We start from the raw sequence: 18376 nt of genomic DNA, 5'->3' as shown, positions 1-18376 counted from the left end.
CACGAATCTCCTTCCCTCTCTCCTTATAAAAATATAATACCGGCCCTTTGGGTCTGACAAATACCGGGCGGCTCCTGTGCATTCGGCTGCCTGAGGCGAGGTTCTTATGAAGCAGCAATACCAACAATTCATGCAACTGCTACAGGAATTTCTGCCCGCTCAGCAGATCATTTCTGACCCTCTGCGCACCCTGGCCTATGGCACCGACGCCAGTTTCTATCGCCTGATTCCACAATTGGTAGTACGCCCTGAAACAGAACAGGATGTCGCCCGCATCATTAAGCTGGCCCAGCAACAAGCAATTCCGGTTACCTTTCGTGCAGCCGGAACCAGTCTCTCCGGTCAGGCTATTACAGACTCGGTGTTAATTCAGCTTCGCGATGGCTGGAGGAACTATTCAATTAATGAGGATGCCAGCCAGATCAGTTTGCAGCCAGGTGTCATCGGCGGCCAGGCAAATAAAGCACTGGCTCCCTTTAATAAAAAAATCGGCCCTGATCCAGCGTCCATAAACACCGCGATGATTGGTGGTATTGCCGCGAACAATGCTAGTGGGATGTGCTGTGGTACGGCGCAAAACAGTTATCGCACCTTACGGAGCATGAAGCTAATACTGGCCGATGGTACATCATTGGATACCGGCGATAGTCAGTCTGTTGCGGACTTTAGAAACAGTCATAAGGGCCTGTTAATCGCCCTAGAATCACTTGCCCGACAGACCTGCAGCAACGAAGGTCTCCGCCAGCGTATCGAACATAAGTACCGTCTGAAAAATACCACCGGTTATGCACTCAACTCTCTGGTGGATTATGAAGACCCGATCGAGATCATGAAACACCTGATGATCGGCTCTGAAGGTACTTTAGGCTTCATTTCTGAGATCACCTATAACACAGTTGATGAGCACCCTAACAAAGCTTCAGCACTGATCTTTTTCCCAACGGTTCGCACCACCTGTGAAGCCGTCGCTATTCTGAAGCAGACTCCCGTATCCGCGGTTGAAATGATGGACCGGGCAGGCCTGCGTTCAATTGAAAATAAAGCAGGTATGCCCGACTTTATTAAGAACCTGCCCGATGATGCCGCTGCGCTGCTGGTCGAGACCCGCTCAGGTTGCCCGGATCATCTTGCCCAGCAGGTTGCGGTAATACAAGCATCGATAGCAGCACTTGAAACGGTTCAACCCGTTCAATTCACGACTGACCCCACTGAATATTCAAAGTACTGGGCGATTCGTAAAGGGCTGTTCCCGGCAGTAGGCGCGATACGCGAAACAGGAACGACGGTCATTATCGAAGATGTTGCCTTCCCTGTGCCTCAATTAGCCGATGCGGTTCACGACCTGCATCAGATTTTTGAAAAGTGGCATTACAATGAAGCGCTGATTTTTGGTCACGCACTCGAGGGTAACCTCCATTTTGTTTTCACTCAGTCGTTTGATTCCCAGGCTGAAACTGAGCGCTATGAAGGCCTGATGGATGATGTCGCCAATATGGTGGTGGATAAGTATGATGGTTCACTGAAGGCAGAGCACGGTACCGGCCGTAATATGGCACCCTATGTTGAAAAAGAATGGGGCAGTGAAGCTTATGCCCTTATGTGGGAAATCAAAGAACTTTTCGACCCCGAAAACATCCTTAACCCCGGTGTTTTACTTAACCGTAACGCCCATGTTCATCTGGAAAATCTTAAACCATTGCCGGCTGCTGACTCACTTGTGGATAAGTGCATTGAATGTGGATTCTGTGAGCCGACCTGCCCTTCGCGGGATCTGACCCTGACACCACGCCAGCGAATTGTTATCTGGCGAGAGATTGCCCGTCTGGAAGCCAACGGAGAAGATCCGCAGCGTCTTGCCGAGTTACGCAAAGAATACCTTTATCAGGGGATTGATACCTGTGCGGCCTGCGGGTTATGTTCCACCACCTGTCCTGTAGAGATCAATACGGGAGATCTGACCCGCTCTGTGCGCAGTAGAAACAATGAGAATCATACGAAACTGGCTCAGTGGCTGGCAGAGCATTACGGTGGCGTAATGAAAGTGAGTAAGGCTGCATTTATAGGTGCGGATCTGACTCATGCCCTGCTCGGTACTAAGGCGATGAGCACTATCTGTGATACCTCCCGTAAGATTTCCGGCGGCCGGGTACAGAAATGGACACCATCAATGCCAAAGGCTGCCACTAAGATTAACACCCAGCGCCCGATTGTAAATCCGGACGCACCGAAGGTTGTTTATCTGCCCAGTTGTGCCAGTCGTGCGATGGGACCTGCCCGGGGGGATGAGGATCAGACCTCTCTGGCAGATAAAACGGAACAATTGCTACGCAAAGCCGGTTTCGAGGTTATCTACCCTGAAAACCTGGATCAGCTATGTTGTGGCATGCCTTTTCAGTCTAAAGGGATGTTTGATGCAGCAGCATTTAAAGCGTCTGAGACTGAAAAAATGTTACTCAAAGCTACGCGAAATGGTGAGTATCCGGTGCTTTCAGACACCAGTCCGTGTAGTATTAGACTAAAGGATAACGTAGATCAGCAAATCAAACTTTTGGATACCGTAGAGTTTGTCCATGAGTACTTGCTTGATCGGCTGGTCATTACGCCAGCTAAAGAGACAGTGGCATTACACATTACCTGTAGTACAACCCGAATGGGCGCTGCAGATAAGCTAAAACAGATTGTTGAAGCTTGCGTTACCGATGTAGTGATACCCGAAGACATAACCTGCTGTGGCTTTGCCGGCGATAAAGGGTTTTCGACACCAGAGCTGAATGAATCCGCTCTGAGAACGCTAAAACCAGCGGTTGAAGGATGTAATACAGGCTATTCAACCAGTCGCACCTGTGAAATAGGATTGTCACACCACAGCGGTATAGATTACAAATCGATTATTTATCTTCTGGACCGGGTTAGTCAGCCTAAACTGAGTAATCGGGATACAACCCCAGAGAACAAACTGATACAAGCGCATACGCCTGATCAGTAAACTGAGGAAATTGAGCATGGCACTCCCTGAAATCAAGACAATTCTGTACACAACTTCTTTGGGCAAACATACCCGCCCTGTTTTCAGACAGGCGGTTAACCTTGCTCAGACACTTAATGCACGTATCGTCGTGTTGCACATCATTGAGCCTATCGGCGAACTGGGGCACGCGCTGATCCAAAACTATCTGCCAGAAGACGTCGTCAATAAGATGCATGATGAAGGTATCGATGCTGTTATGGAGCAGATGAAAACCCGAATCGATAAGTTCTGTGTAGAAGAGCTCGGCTCACTGGATAAAAAAGTAGACCTGAATCTTGAGCAGGTTATCGTTGAAGGTAACTATACCGATTCAATCCTTAAAGCTGCTGCGAACTACAATGCTGACATGATTGTAATGGGCTCAGAAAACACCTTTGGCCATCACAGTCAGACGACCCGCCAGGTTATTAAAGGCGCTAAAGTACCTGTACTGGCAGTCCCGACTGGTAAGAAATTCGCTTAACGCGTTATAGCTGGCGAAAATCTGCAACGCAAAGCACGTTAGCCTCTGAATAAGCCTGTCTTACGACAGGCTTTTTTTTGTCAAAAAAATAGGGTTAACTTGGCCGCTGAAAATAATATTTTCATCTTAGTTTCAGTTTGTTAGCTCATAATATTCGGACAAAAATCGGGTCCAAAAAGTCAGGACAACTCATGGAATTGCCACTCATCATTGCGGTTGCTGCCGTAGCAATATTTTCAGTCTTTATTACCCCAAAGGCCAAAAGCAACGGAGCCTTCTTCAATGGGCTATCGCCCAAAGGAAAGCCACCCGGCCTGTTAATGCTTACCTTTTCACAGGTAACTACCTGGATTTTCGCGCGCTCCCTACTTAATGCAGCCATCCTTGGTTTTTATTATGGCATCTGGGGAACTGTGGCCTATGCAGCCTATTACCTGTCTTTTCTGACGGGAGCCAAGATTATAGATTCCGTTAGATTTAAACATGGTTTTGACAGCATTCAGGCTTTTTTAACCGACCGGTTTGGCAAATGGGGAACGCAGTGCTACAACTTTGTCGTCGGCATCCGCTTAGTTAGCGAGGTATTTGCTAACATTCTGGTGATCGGCATACTCTTTGGCATTGCAGGTAGTAGCTCTTACACCATAGCCGTGGCTCTTTTCGCAATCGTCACACTTGTCTACTCTATGCTCGGCGGGCTTCACGCATCCTTGCGAACCGATCTGTTCCAGATGGTTCTTTTTTTGATTCTGCTGGCCGCACTGACAATTGTCGTGATAACAACAGGTCACCTTAATACCGCTACGCTGATGTTTAAAAGTTTCTCTATTAGTGATCCCGGCCCGGTACTTATTGTGGTTGCTTTACTACAGATCTGGAGCTACCCAATGCATGACCCCGTGATGATGGACCGGGGCTTCCTTGCAGATAGAGAAACCACTCTGAAAAGTTTTTATCATGCCGCCTGGATCAGCTTTGCCTGCATCATGCTCTTCGGCAGTTTTGGTATCGTAGCAGGAGCCAATGCCGGCAGTGGCGAGACCATGAATCAGGTTCTGTTGCGTATCCTCGGTGAGAACCCCATGCTGCTCTTCAACATAACGCTGGTGATATCCGCTATGTCGACGCTGGATAGCACTCTGTCGAGTGCCTCTAAGCTGGTCGCCGTGGATATGAGATGGATTGAGCCCTCCCGGGCGAATGGCAGAATCACGATGGCAGTGTTTGTGATGCTCGGTCTGCTCCTGGTCTTCTGGGGCAATAAAGACCTGTTCAGCGCTGTCGCTGTCAGCGGTACTGCATCAATGTATCTGGCCCCGGTAATATTCTTCTCACTATGGGGTGGTCGAACGGATATCCCGCTATGGAGTTATTTAGCCAGCTTTGCGATTGCTATTACCGGCGCGGCACTCTACTTTACTGAATCTGCCGGGCATTCTCAGTTGCTGGGGGAGAGTCATAAGTATACTAAACTGCTGTTTATCTCCCTAACCGTTCTTATCAGCGGGTGCTTGCTGTTCTGGGCAGGTATCGTCAGCCAAAAGCAGCAACCCCAACTTAGTAGTACTACTGGATGAACCGTATAGGCACAAACTTCAGCCCGGACGAAACCAGGCCATTACTGATTTTTGGCGGGCCCTACAGCAACCTGCAAGCAACTGAGCAGATTCAAGTCGTAGCGTCCGAGCTGAATATCCCTGCGACTAATATTCTCTGCACAGGTGACCTGGTGGCTTATTGCGCCCAGCCTGATGAAACAGTGGAGCTAATTAAACGCTGGAATATAGCCGTCGTCGCGGGTAATTGTGAAGAGTCTGTGGCAAACGGTTCGGATGACTGCGGCTGCGGCTTTGTCGAAGGCAGCAGCTGCGATCTCCTCTCTGCCCAGTGGTATAACTACACTCTGCCCAGAGTCAGTTCACAAAACAAAGACTGGATGAAACAGCTGCCAGACGAGATTCGATTCAATTATGGGGGGCGCAGCTTTTCGGCGATTCACGGCGGAACAGATTCGAACAATCAATTCCTTTTTTCCTCTGACTCTCAAGCTGAAAAACAGCAACAGATTACAGCATCCCGCAGCGATATTATTCTCGCCGGACATTGCGGCTTACCTTTCGGGCAGAATACTGAACATGGATATTGGCTAAATGCCGGCGTTATCGGTATGCCTGCCAACGACGCCTCTGCTTTAACCTGGTATATGTTAATTTCTCCGACCGATGATCATCTGGTTTGCAGCTGGCATAGATTAAGCTATGACCACAACGAAACAGCAATTCAGATGCAGAAAGCCGGGCTCAATAATGGTTATATGAAAGCGCTCTCCTCCGGTTTATGGCCCAGTCTCGATGTGCTGCCTGAATTCGAAGCAAAACAAACAGGTAAAACTCTAACCCTGGCTGAGATCAGCATCCCCAGAGCCGCTGATGCTATTTAAGGACTGATAAATCACTTATACTGCGCTGTATGCGAATTCTCTGGATCTTAATCTTCTCAGCCGTCCTTCTCTGGTCCGGTATTAACCCCAAAGATCAGTTTACCTGGTTTCTGGAAGTCGTACCGGCGCTGATTGGGGCGCTTATCTTATTATTTACACTCCGCAGTCACCCTTTGACACCGTTGTTATACAGCCTGATTCTAATTCACTGCATCATATTGATGGTCGGCGGACATTATACCTATGCCGAAGTCCCCCTCTTTGATCAGCTATCGGAACTGTTTGGCTGGCAACGTAATAATTATGATAAGGTTGGTCACCTGGCGCAGGGGTTTATTCCGGCAATCATCGCCCGGGAGATCCTTATCCGGGCTCAAGCAGTTAATGGCCACCACTGGCTCAACTTCCTGACAGTCTGCTTTTGCCTCGCTTTTAGTGCGTTTTATGAACTCATCGAATGGTGGGTGGCAGAACTGACCGGCGAATCCGCCGAAGCATTCCTCGGCACTCAGGGATACGTATGGGATACCCAATCCGATATGTTCCTCGCCCTGATCGGCGCTTGCGCCGCGCTCATACTACTCAGCCGTTGGCATGATCAACAGCTCAGGCAACTTAACTCAAAGATTACATAGCCACAGACATAACTATGCGTGAAGACACCAATAAGTACCTTGAGCTCTTTATTAACAACACCCCAATGGTTGATCTTCGAGCGCCTATCGAATTCAACCAGGGGGCGTTTCCTTCGGCCATAAGCCTTCCGCTGATGACGGATGATGAACGTGAAAAGGTCGGTACCTGCTACAAACAGCAGGGACAAGACGCCGCCATAAAACTGGGCCATCAGCTGGTCTGTGGGCAAACAAAAGACCAGCGCATGGAGCTTTGGCTGAACTTTTGCCGCAACAACCCTGAGGGCTATATCTATTGTTTCCGCGGCGGTTTACGCTCGCGAACCACGCAACAATGGCTAAAAGAAGCCGGGATAGATTATCCACTGGTACAGGGAGGCTATAAAGCGTTAAGAAACGCATTACTGACGACATTGGCTGATCTGCCAAAGTCGATGCCTTTTCATATCGTAGGAGGCAAAACAGGTTCGGCCAAAACATTAATGGTAAACACTCTCGGAAATGCGGTCGACCTTGAAGGCGCAGCCCATCATCGTGGTTCCAGTTTTGGCCGCTTTGTTGAGCCACAAAACAGCCAGATCAACTTCGAAAACGTTACCGCAATAGAGATGTTAAAAAGGCAAAACGCTGGCTTCCAGCAACTGGTCTTTGAAGATGAAGGCAGGAACATCGGCAGCGTCGATCTACCAGTTCCGCTCTATCAGGGAATGCAGGCTGCACCTGTTACCGTAATTGAAGATCCACTGGATGTGAGATTACAAAGATTGCTACAGGAATACGTCATCGACATGGTTGCCGACTATACCCGTGTGCACGGTGAAGAACAGGGTCATGTCCTATGTGAAGAATACCTCTTATTAGGTTTGGATAAAATCAAACGAAGACTGGGTGATCAACGCTGGCGGACGCTGCGCGAAGAGATGCAAAAGGCTATTAAAATGCATCAACAGGGATCTGGATATGAAGCCCATCTGAACTGGCTTGCTCCTCTTCTGGAACTGTATTATGACCCCATGTATGAGTACCAACTCAGCCAAAAGAATGAACGAATTATCTATCGCGGTAACTGGCAGGAATGTCATGATTATCTGTCAGAGGTAACCGCTAACAAAGACCAATAGCCTGGATAAAAAAGGCCGGCTAAAAAGCCGGCCATAAAATTTTCTCATTCAAAGCTCGAAGGGGTGACCTCAGAATGAGCGTTTTTCAGATTGCTACTCGCTAACAGACTCAGAACTTAACCCGCATGCCTGCCAGGTAACCCAGTTCAGAATCATCTTCATCGCTATCAGCAAGCTCAGCGAAAACAGATACGTTTTTCTGGGTAGGGAACTTGTATGTCACATTGGCATACCAGGTAGCAACTTCATCGGTTCCATCTTCGTCAACGTTGTTATAACCGACAGAGGCTTTAGTTGTTTCTGCTACTTTAAACGTTGCTACCAAGTTATATACATCGACATCAGTGGCTGTAGACAGTTCAGCAGTACTGTAATCTGCTGCCAGCTCTGCAAACCCAGCATCAAAGGAAGCCATTACACCGTATGCCTCCTGGCTATCATTTGAGCCTTCTGCTTCATATGTCAGATAAGAAAGACCAACCTGCGCAACGCCAAGGTCTGCAGCGACGAAGACATCGAAAGCAGAATCGTTATCAGCAGCGGAATTACCCTGTGCTTCTAGCTCTGTTGATGCAGAAACGTAAACATTACCAAAGTTTGCATCAAGACGAATAACATCATCGCCATCTTCAATCAGCTCATCAAATGCATCCCCCGCTTCTTCGTAAGATGCTTCTACACCAAACTCATCAGACGAAAGATCCCGTTTACCGAAACTGACGTCGATATCGCCAAAGCTAAGGCCTAAGTAAGCTTCTTCAAGATCACTACGCCCATCATACTTATCATTCGCAGAGTCATCATAGGAAAAATCTAACTGACCAAAGGCTGTCATGTCGCTACCCAGATCATATGTAACACGATTTTTTAATTCAATATCATCAAATTCGAGGTCAAGATCTTTATCTTTGCCCACTTTTTGACGTAGCTGCAGTTGAAAGTCGCCTTTAAGGTCATACTTAAGGCCATCAGCTTCGTAGATAGTTGCAGCATTTACAGCACCAGAAGAGGCTGCCGCTATAGCAACAGTCAAGATGATTTTTTTCATTTCTTACTCCAAATAATAAAAATAAAAACAACAAATTTAAAAAGGCAATCCATGCCACTTCATTATAAAAACTACAATATATTACTGACCAACAACCGAAGACTTAAACCTATTACGCGTATCAACATCAGCTTTTAAATACCAATATTCCAGCATTATTTCAGGAAGGTTAATTCGGTTATATTCGTTAAGAAATTTATTCTGCGGGGGGCTTTTTTCTGAGACAAAAACATTACTAATTGATATATCCCCTCCTGATTCATTGAGCGTTTTTAGTTCAGCTTCATAATCTCTGTTTATTTGAAAACCTGACTTCAAAAGTGGTTTAGAAATATACTTAATCGAGCGATCAAAACTATCTTTTAGTATCCAAAGCTTACCAGCGTTAAACCTTTTAAATTCAGAAAGCCTTTTAATTTCAGGAGTTAACAAGCTAATCGTTTTATCTGTTACGCTAAATACAAGTACATGAAGGTCTGAATTTTCAACATTAAAGCTACCAGAAGATCTTATCTCTGTTGAGTACTGAACCAGAATTTGATTTTTTCCGTTTGGCAATACAATGTTATCGGCATGGTCAAATAGAGAGCTACGATTAATTTCAGCCCCATTTACAGCAATAAGAGTAATACCTGACCCAACAGACAAATTAATATCTGCCCTTATCGAAGAACAAAACAGAATTAAAACAAAGAAAAAACTTAAACTAAAGCGCATACACACTACCTAAAAAATCATGTCGATATTTAATGGCAGTGATAATAGTAGAAAATAATTACATAAATATTACTTATTAATTTACATAATATTAAAAAGACAAAGACAAGTAAGAACAGAAAATTCAGATAAGTGTTTTCAGTTTTTCTTTTACCAAATCCTGATCAACTTCAGCCGGAATATCAGTGATTCTCCGCCCCTTAGGGAAAGCTTGAGATGAGATATAATTTCTTATCATGGAATCACGCTTATCCTGATCAGAGCGTCGATCGATGACGGAGATGCGCCGCTCCTGACCAGAATAGCTTTCGAATAAAATTTTCTGATGCCATTCATTAGCTAGATTTAATGTCACAAGCTCAGGACTAATCCGCACACCCGCTTCATCTATCCAATAAAACACAATACCACTGTCTGACAGGTCTTTAACCAACTCCATGATCATTCCCCCCGGATGATTACAGCAACGCAGTTTTACTGCATATACCAATACAGTCTAGTCCGGAGAAACAAAAGATGTAGAAGTTGTTCATATTTCAGTTGTATAGCAGACAAAAAAAAGGCGGCCAATGGCCGCCTTTAAGCTATCAATTAGTTGTTACATCTTGCCAGTGCTAAAGAACAAAGTCTCACCGGAGCTGTCGTCGACACCATCGTTGTCAGTAATGGCATAACCCGTACCCATAGCATCCACTGCAAAGCCTTCTATCTTATCCTGAACATACCCATTCAAAGAACGTAGATCGGGCATAAAGTCCCGCACCAGCATCTTTTTAACTATCGGCAAATCAGATCCTATTACAGCAGGCTTCAGTTGGTCTATAGAAACACTATAAAGACGCTTAACGACAGCATTCTCACCCAACTGATTATCACGCTCGATGATATAAACATTATCACCGTGCTTAACGATCTCAGAGAGACCTATCCAGCCTTTCTTGGGTGTTTCAAGCGGATAACGTACTGCACCCCAGCTATTTGTCTTTAAGTTATAAGATAGTAGTTTTACCTGATCTTCAGGGTCGTCCTTCCAGGGACGTTGAATTGCGATCCACAAACTATCACCGACCATAGTGATACCTTCTGCACCGTACTTCATCTCATGCTTCAACAGCTCAACCGGAAAATCGATCGAGCGGTCAATTTCACCTTTACTGTTTACATGGTGAATAGCATGCGGAATCTGTTTAGCCTTTTTACCCTCTGATGCGAGCCAGAAACCTCCCTTACCATCCGCAGCGATCCCCTCAAGATCAAGTTTTTGAGCGGTTTTACCTTCGTGCAGAACAGGAGTTTCTGTGGTAATTTGAGCCGGAAATTGATTAGCATCAATCGTGAAAATAGTCGGCTGATTAGCATAGAAACTATCATTCACAGCATACAGTACACCAGGTTTAGCCGGATCTGCCGTAAGACCTGATAACGCACCCCAGCCAATTGGCTTACCTTCACTGGTCAATGTCGAAGTAATCTGTGGGTAAGCCGCTGGCGCATCAGTGAGGCTATATATCATTACATGGGCTCGAGGGCCTTTATCATCAATAAGGTCTTTCTCGTTGGCACTCACCAACAAGTTACGCTGCGGGATAACGACCGCAGACTCAGGGGCCATCCCGGAGGGCAACAACTGTATAAACTCAGGTGCTGCACCTGTATCACGGTAAACACCAATGACAGATGCTCGTTCTGAGAGGATAAAGATATAGGTCTCACCGCCGAACTTGCCTACAGCAACACCTTCAGGCTCGCTGCCTTTTTTACCCGAACGTTTTTCAGGATAATGGCCTGCCAGAATAATCTCTTGCTCAAAAGAGGTACCTGATTCAAACAGCTCGCGTCCATCTTTATGAAAGATAGTAAAACCACGTGAACCGCCATTCATGTCTCCCTCATTGGCGATCACGAAACGGTTATCATCGATCCACTTAACAGAATCAGGTTCTCGCAAACGGGTCTGGCTACCGGTGAAATCAAGCTTCTTATCTTTCTTGATATCAATACCTTCCAGCTCAACACTACCTGCAGAGAAGTGATTTAGAAGCTTACCGCTGGCGGCATCAATAATTGCTAAATGATTATTCTCTTGCAACGTAACAACGATCTCATTACGACTGTTAAAATCAACAAACTCCGGCTCAGGATCACTAGCACCAATCTCTGCCAGCCCTGTCATATCTACATTAGTCATCTTATCGCATTGAAGCTGACCTTTATTAACAGGGACGATCGCTACCCAACCCGCTGGAAGTTGCGGCAATTCACCATCATTCAGGTCTTCATCACGCTCATTCTCAATAGCAACAGCAACATAACGCCCATCCTTCGACACGGCGATAGAGTCTGGCTGACCACCCAGATCACAACGAGCCAACTCATCCCGCGATTTTAGACCCAGCGCAAGCAGGTAGCCTGAAGGCTGAGTATAACTCTCGGAAGTATTTACACCGGCAAAAACCGTTTTACCACCAATAGCAACAGATGTAGGTTCACCATCCAGCTTAACTATGCCGCCAGAATCAGGTTTTCTTGCGTCCGTGATATCAACAAAACCCAACGCTTCAAACGGGCTATCAGAATAAACGAGAGTCTTCCCATCTTCGCTAACTGCAATGATTTCGGGCGAAGTTTCCTGACTCTGCTCAGTACCTTCCGGCAGGTTGTGAATAGTTCCAAAGCTGGCAATACGGTTGAACGAATCGGCGTGTACATGGGCAGCAGTGGCCGAAAGGGCAATAGCTAATGTTAAAAGCGCTTTTTGAAAACGGAAGGCGGGCATCGGAGTACTCCATCATAAGAAAATTTGATGCGGAGATACTAGAGAGGACTTGTGACAGACTGGTGACTCAAGTATTACGAAATTATTTAGAGCAGTTGCTAGAAAAAGCATAGACCCCAGTGATAGCATTCTCTGCTATGTCTTTTGTATGTAGGAGCCGTGCCCTCACGGCGAATGAATAACCTTACAAAGTTATCAATTACATTGACTGATATGACTCATAAAGAAGGCTTTTGCTCTTACGCTTTTTCCAGCCACGAGCAGGCGCGTAGCGCCGTTCTAGCAGCGACGCAGTCGCGTCTGCGCCTGTTTTCTAAATCCCAGACACGAAAAAGCCCCGACCAAACTAATGATCGGGGCTGTCTCTTATTTGAAGCTTGGCGATGACCTACTCTCGCATAAGGAAACCCTACACTACCATTGGCGCTAAGACGTTTCACTTCCGAGTTCGGTAAGGGATCGGGTGGTTCCATCTCGCTATGGTCGCCAAGCAAAACTGGTTGCTCTAACGATTGAACATTGCTGTTCAAGCGTCATTTGAATCCTGTAATCAGTCGGAGAGTATGTACAAACTCTTATCCGTCTTGCATATATCGTCTTTCAATCAGATGACCCAAACGCTTTTGGCGTTATATGGTCAAGCCTCACGAGCAATTAGTACTGGTTAGCTCAACGCCTCACAACGCTTACACACCCAGCCTATCAACGTCCTGGTCTTGAACGGCTCTTCAGGGGACTCAAGGTCCCAGTGAGATCTCATCTTGAAGGGGGCTTCCCGCTTAGATGCTTTCAGCGGTTATCCTGTCCGAACGTAGCTACCGGGCAATGCCATTGGCATGACAACCCGAACACCAGAGGTTCGTTCACTCCGGTCCTCTCGTACTAGGAGCAACTCTTCTCAAATCTCAAACGTCCACGGCAGATAGGGACCGAACTGTCTCACGACGTTCTAAACCCAGCTCGCGTACCACTTTAAATGGCGAACAGCCATACCCTTGGGACCGGCTTCAGCCCCAGGATGTGATGAGCCGACATCGAGGTGCCAAACACCGCCGTCGATGTGAACTCTTGGGCGGTATCAGCCTGTTATCCCCGGAGTACCTTTTATCCGTTGAGCGATGGCCCTTCCATACAGAACCACCGGATCACTAAGACCTACTTTCGTACCTGCTCGACGTGTCAGTCTCGCAGTCAAGCGCGCTTATGCCTTTATACTCGATGCATGATTTCCGACCATGCTGAGCGCACCTTCGTACTCCTCCGTTACTCTTTAGGAGGAGACCGCCCCAGTCAAACTACCCACCACACAATGTCCTCGATCCCGATAAGGGACCTGAGTTAGAACCTCAATAGTACCAGGCTGGTATTTCAAGATTGGCTCCATCTGAACTGGCGTCCAGATTTCAAAGCCTCCCAGCTATCCTACACAAGTAATATCAAAGTCCACTGCGAAGCTATAGTAAAGGTTCACGGGGTCTTTCCGTCTAGCCGCGGATATACGGCATCTTAACCGCAATTTCAATTTCACTGAGTCTCGGGTGGAGACAGTGTGGCCATCGTTACGCCATTCGTGCAGGTCGGAACTTACCCGACAAGGAATTTCGCTACCTTAGGACCGTTATAGTTACGGCCGCCGTTTACTTGGGCTTCGATCAAGAGCTTCGCCGAAGCTAACCCCATCAATTAACCTTCAAGCACCGGGCAGGCGTCACACCCTATACGTCCACTTTCGTGTTTGCAGAGTGCTGTGTTTTTAATAAACAGTCGCAGCCACCTAGTATCTTCGACCAGCGCTAGCTTAGGGAGCAAGTCCCATCACCAGCACCGGCGTACCTTCTCCCGAAGTTACGGTACCATTTTGCCTAGTTCCTTCACCCGAGTTCTCTCAAGCGCCTTGGTATTCTCTACCTGACCACCTGTGTCGGTTTGGGGTACGATTTCTTGTTATCTGAAGCTTAGAAGTTTTTCCTGGAAGCATGGCATCAACCACTTCACCCAAAAGAGGGTTCGTCATCAATTCTCAGTCTTATAAGGACCCGGATTTTCCTAAGTCCTAAACCTACAACCTTAAACACGGACAACCAACGCCGTGCTGGCCTAGCCTTCTCCGTCACTCCATCGCAATAACAAAAAGTACAGGAATATTAACCTGTTTCCCATCGACTACGCTCTTCAGCCTCGCCTTAGGGGTCGACTCACCCTACCCTGATTAGCATTGGATAGGAACCCTTGGTCTTCCGGCGGGGGGGTTTTTCACCCCCCTTATCGTTACTCATGTCAGCATTCGCACTTCTGATACCTCCAGGATGCCTTACAGCTTTCCCTTCAACGGCTTACAGAACGCTCCTCTACCATGCTATAAATAGCATCCGTAGCTTCGGTGTATGGTTTGAGCCCCGTTATATCTTCCGCGCAGGCCGACTCGACTAGTGAGCTATTACGCTTTCTTTAAAGGGTGGCTGCTTCTAAGCCAACCTCCTAGCTGTCTAAGCCTTCCCACATCGTTTCCCACTTAACCATAACTTTGGGACCTTAGCTGACGGTCTGGGTTGTTTCCCTTTTCACGACGGACGTTAGCACCCGCCGTGTGTCTCCCATAATTGCACTCTACGGTATTCGGAGTTTGCATCGGGTTGGTAAGTCGGGATGACCCCCTAGCCGAAACAGTGCTCTACCCCCGTAGGTGAGATATGAGGCGCTACCTAAATAGCTTTCGAGGAGAACCAGCTATCTCCGAGCTTGATTAGCCTTTCACTCCGATCCACAAGTCATCCGCTGGCTTTTCAACGACAGTCGGTTCGGTCCTCCAGTTGATGTTACTCAACCTTCAACCTGCCCATGGATAGATCGCTCGGTTTCGGGTCTAATCCTAGCAACTGAACGCCCTATTAAGACTCGGTTTCCCTACGGCTCCCCTATACGGTTAACCTTGCTACTAAAATTAAGTCGCTGACCCATTATACAAAAGGTACGCAGTCACGGTCTCAAGGACCGCTCCCACTGCTTGTACGTACACGGTTTCAGGTTCTATTTCACTCCCCTCACAGGGGTTCTTTTCGCCTTTCCCTCACGGTACTGGTTCACTATCGGTCAGTCAGGAGTATTTAGCCTTGGAGGATGGTCCCCCCATGTTCAGACAGGATATCACGTGTCCCGTCCTACTCGATTTCACTGTGTATAAGTTTTCAAATACGGGGCTATCACCCACTATGGCCGCACTTTCCAGAGCGTTCTTTTAACTACAACACAGCTTAAGGGCTGGTCCCCGTTCGCTCGCCGCTACTAGGGGAATCTCGGTTGATTTCTTTTCCTCCGGGTACTTAGATGTTTCAGTTCCCCGGGTTCGCTTCTCAAGAGCTATGTATTCACTCAAGAGATACCCAGCTTATACTGGGTGGGTTTCCCCATTCGGAAATGTCCGGATCAAAGGCCGTTTACCGCCTCCCCGAACCTTATCGCAGGTTACCACGTCCTTCATCGCCTCTGACTGCCAAGGCATCCACCGTGCACGCTTAGTCACTTGACCATATAACCCAAAAGGGTCTGTCAAAGTCACTGATTAAACTTCATTTGTCATCTTTCGATGACTGCTGAAATAACGATACATTACGCCGGATAAGCGCTTGTACATTTTCTTTCTCGTTTTGTTACAGGATTCAATTGTTAAAGAGCGTTTAAAGCTAAAAGCTTTAAAAAATAAACATCAGATGATGTGTATGTTTTAAAACTTTAGAGACCATTTAAAGTTCAGTAAATGGTGGAGCTATGCGGGATCGAACCGCAGACCTCCTGCGTGCAAAGCAGGCGCTCTCCCAGCTGAGCTATAGCCCCAATGATTAGTACCATCTTTCGTTCTACTCGTGAGTATGACGGAAGATTGGTAGGCCTGAGTGGACTTGAACCACCGACCTCACCCTTATCAGGGGTGCGCTCTAACCAGCTGAGCTACAAGCCTATCGCATAAAAAACAGCCTCTCGGCTGCTAGTTGCTCTCTCTATCAGTGATCAGATAATTCGTGTGAACGCTTGCTAAGAATCCGCTATCGTTTAAGGAGGTGATCCAGCCCCAGGTTCCCCTAGGGCTACCTTGTTACGACTTCACCCCAGTCATGAACCACACCGTGGTAACCGCCCTCCCGAAGGTTAAGCTAGCTACTTCTGGTGCAATCCACTCCCATGGTGTGACGGGCGGTGTGTACAAGGCCCGGGAACGTATTCACCGCGACATTCTGATTCGCGATTACTAGCGATTCCGACTTCATGGAGTCGAGTTGCAGACTCCAATCCGGACTACGACCGGTTTTCTGAGATTTGCTCCCCCTCGCAGGTTTGCGGCCCTCTGTACCGGCCATTGTAGCACGTGTGTAGCCCTACTCGTAAGGGCCATGATGACTTGACGTCGTCCCCACCTTCCTCCGGTTTGTCACCGGCAGTCTCCTTAGAGTTCCCACCATTACGTGCTGGCAAATAAGGACAAGGGTTGCGCTCGTTACGGGACTTAACCCAACATTTCACAACACGAGCTGACGACAGCCATGCAGCACCTGTCACAGAGTTCCCGAAGGCACTAAGCTATCTCTAGCGAATTCTCTGGATTTCAAGAGTAGGTAAGGTTCTTCGCGTTGCGTCGAATTAAACCACATGCTCCACCGCTTGTGCGGGCCCCCGTCAATTCATTTGAGTTTTAACCTTGCGGCCGTACTCCCCAGGCGGTCTACTTATTGCGTTAGCTGCGCCACTAAGAAATCAAGTTTCCCAACGGCTAGTAGACATCGTTTACGGCGTGGACTACCAGGGTATCTAATCCTGTTTGCTCCCCACGCTTTCGCACCTCAGCGTCAGTATCAGACCAGGTGGTCGCCTTCGCCACTGGTGTTCCTTCCTATATCTACGCATTTCACCGCTACACAGGAAATTCCACCACCCTCTTCTGTACTCTAGTTTGCCAGTATCAGGTGCAGTTCCCAGGTTGAGCCCGGGGCTTTCACATCTGACTTAACAAACCGCCTACGCGCGCTTTACGCCCAGTAATTCCGATTAACGCTCGGACCCTCCGTATTACCGCGGCTGCTGGCACGGAGTTAGCCGGTCCTTCTTCTGCAGTTAACGTCACAGCTAGCAGTTATTAACTACTAACCTTTCCTCACTGCTGAAAGTGCTTTACAACCCTAAGGCCTTCTTCACACACGCGGCATGGCTGCATCAGGCTTTCGCCCATTGTGCAATATTCCCCACTGCTGCCTCCCGTAGGAGTCTGGACCGTGTCTCAGTTCCAGTGTGGCTGATCATCCTCTCAGACCAGCTACGGATCGTCGCCTTGGTGAGCCATTACCTCACCAACAAGCTAATCCGACGCAGACTCATCTAATAGCGAAAGGCCCGAAGGTCCCCTCCTTTCCCCCGTAGGGCGTATGCGGTATTAATCCAAATTTCTCTGGGCTATCCCCCACTACTAGGTAGATTTCTACGCGTTACTCACCCGTCCGCCGCTCGTCATCTTCTAGCAAGCTAGAAATGTTACCGCTCGACTTGCATGTGTTAGGCCTGCCGCCAGCGTTCAATCTGAGCCATGATCAAACTCTTCAGTTTAAATCAAGAATGTCGGAAAAAGACATTCTGTAAATCTAGCTCAAAGCATTAAACAATTTCACATAAAAACAAATAAATGTATTCACGTTGGTCGTTTGCTTTGATAAAGCTTTTTGCTTCATCTCAACAAGCGCCCACACGAATTATCTGATCAAACTGTTAAAGAGCGTTGCTAGCAACTCTCAACCGTTTCCGGTGAGTCGTCTCAAGCGAGGTGCGTATTCTACTCAACACCCTGATGAAGTCAACCATTTTGTTTCATAATTTTTAACAAATTATCAAACCATCCGATCTTCTTCCTGTTCCGTTTAATCCAACTAAAAAACACTGTTTTTCAATCAGTTATATTGAACAGCTCAACCTGCCTCAGCGACCGTTTCCAGTGGCTGTCTCAAGCGAGGAAGCGCATTCTACATTCATGAGTGGAGGAGTCAACATCGGGAGCACAAAAAAGTGAATATTTTATGAAAAAGTCTGCACTTCGAGGAGGCTAGCAGCCCGACCGTCGCTACGTGAGTAGCTAGACGCGGTTGCACCGCTTGCGAGGAGCGAGGAGAAC

Annotated in this window: 10 protein-coding genes, 2 tRNA genes and 3 rRNA genes; 6 read left to right on the top strand and 9 right to left on the bottom strand. The window is 47.4% G+C overall.

Annotated elements, in window-relative coordinates; all coding sequences use genetic code 11:
* The first annotated feature begins 106 nt into the window (after window positions 1-106).
* The 6 genes from AMJAP_RS04365 to mnmH all read left to right on the top strand — a co-directional run bounded on the left by AMJAP_RS04365 (window position 107) and on the right by mnmH (window position 7687).
* Window positions 107-2986 (top strand): FAD-binding and (Fe-S)-binding domain-containing protein, encoded by a 2880-nt coding sequence (locus tag AMJAP_RS04365; RefSeq protein ID WP_019623342.1) that lies wholly within the window; start codon window positions 107-109, stop codon window positions 2984-2986.
* A gap of 16 nt (window positions 2987-3002) precedes the next feature.
* Window positions 3003-3491: a universal stress protein gene (locus AMJAP_RS04360; protein ID WP_019623341.1), complete on the top strand. Its 489-nt coding sequence runs from the start codon at window positions 3003-3005 to the stop codon at window positions 3489-3491.
* 191 nt (window positions 3492-3682) lie between these two features.
* Window positions 3683-5068 carry an SLC5/6 family protein gene (locus AMJAP_RS04355; protein ID WP_019623340.1) on the top strand — a complete coding sequence of 462 codons (1386 nt, stop codon included), beginning with the start codon at window positions 3683-3685 and terminating at the stop codon, window positions 5066-5068.
* Entirely contained in the window at window positions 5065-5931 is an 867-nt protein-coding gene (locus AMJAP_RS04350) for a metallophosphoesterase family protein (protein ID WP_019623339.1), read from the top strand. Before AMJAP_RS04355 ends, AMJAP_RS04350 begins: the two co-directional genes overlap by 4 nt.
* A 29-nt stretch (window positions 5932-5960) precedes the next feature.
* Window positions 5961-6566 (top strand): DUF2238 domain-containing protein, encoded by a 606-nt coding sequence (locus AMJAP_RS04345; RefSeq protein WP_019623338.1) that lies wholly within the window; start codon window positions 5961-5963, stop codon window positions 6564-6566.
* 14 nt (window positions 6567-6580) lie between these two features.
* Window positions 6581-7687 (top strand): tRNA 2-selenouridine(34) synthase MnmH, encoded by a 1107-nt coding sequence (gene mnmH, locus AMJAP_RS04340; RefSeq protein WP_019623337.1) that lies wholly within the window; start codon window positions 6581-6583, stop codon window positions 7685-7687.
* Window positions 7688-7796: 109 nt separating this feature from the next.
* On the opposite strand, the gene AMJAP_RS04335 is transcribed toward mnmH, so the two are convergent.
* From AMJAP_RS04335 to AMJAP_RS04295, 9 genes are all read right to left on the bottom strand, one after another.
* The gene (locus AMJAP_RS04335; protein ID WP_019623336.1) at window positions 7797-8735 is read right to left on the bottom strand and encodes a porin; all 939 of its coding nucleotides are present in this window, start codon (window positions 8733-8735) and stop codon (window positions 7797-7799) included.
* Window positions 8736-8816: 81 nt separating this feature from the next.
* Window positions 8817-9452 carry a YccT family protein gene (locus AMJAP_RS04330; RefSeq protein ID WP_019623335.1) on the bottom strand — a complete coding sequence of 212 codons (636 nt, stop codon included), beginning with the start codon at window positions 9450-9452 and terminating at the stop codon, window positions 8817-8819.
* A 124-nt stretch (window positions 9453-9576) separates the two neighbouring features.
* Window positions 9577-9891 (bottom strand): hypothetical protein, encoded by a 315-nt coding sequence (locus tag AMJAP_RS04325; protein ID WP_019623334.1) that lies wholly within the window; start codon window positions 9889-9891, stop codon window positions 9577-9579.
* A gap of 159 nt (window positions 9892-10050) precedes the next feature.
* Window positions 10051-12228, bottom strand: a complete 2178-nt coding sequence (locus tag AMJAP_RS04320) for an esterase-like activity of phytase family protein (protein ID WP_019623333.1) — start codon at window positions 12226-12228, stop codon at window positions 10051-10053.
* A gap of 375 nt (window positions 12229-12603) precedes the next feature.
* Window positions 12604-12719, bottom strand: a 5S ribosomal RNA gene (gene rrf, locus AMJAP_RS04315).
* A gap of 142 nt (window positions 12720-12861) precedes the next feature.
* Window positions 12862-15754 (bottom strand): 23S ribosomal RNA (locus AMJAP_RS04310).
* A gap of 229 nt (window positions 15755-15983) precedes the next feature.
* Window positions 15984-16059, bottom strand: a tRNA-Ala gene (locus tag AMJAP_RS04305).
* A 47-nt stretch (window positions 16060-16106) separates the two neighbouring features.
* A tRNA-Ile gene (locus AMJAP_RS04300) sits at window positions 16107-16183 on the bottom strand.
* Window positions 16184-16276: 93 nt separating this feature from the next.
* A 16S ribosomal RNA gene (locus AMJAP_RS04295) occupies window positions 16277-17817 on the bottom strand.
* Together the 16S, 23S and 5S rRNA genes with 2 tRNA genes alongside form the textbook arrangement of a ribosomal RNA operon.
* Window positions 17818-18376 lie beyond the last annotated feature (559 nt).

The organism is Amphritea japonica ATCC BAA-1530, from assembly GCF_016592435.1.
GTDB classification, from domain to species: domain Bacteria; phylum Pseudomonadota; class Gammaproteobacteria; order Pseudomonadales; family Balneatricaceae; genus Amphritea; species Amphritea japonica.
The sequence above is the reverse complement of the archived record's forward strand: the minus strand, read 5'-3'. Positions and strand labels throughout refer to the sequence as shown.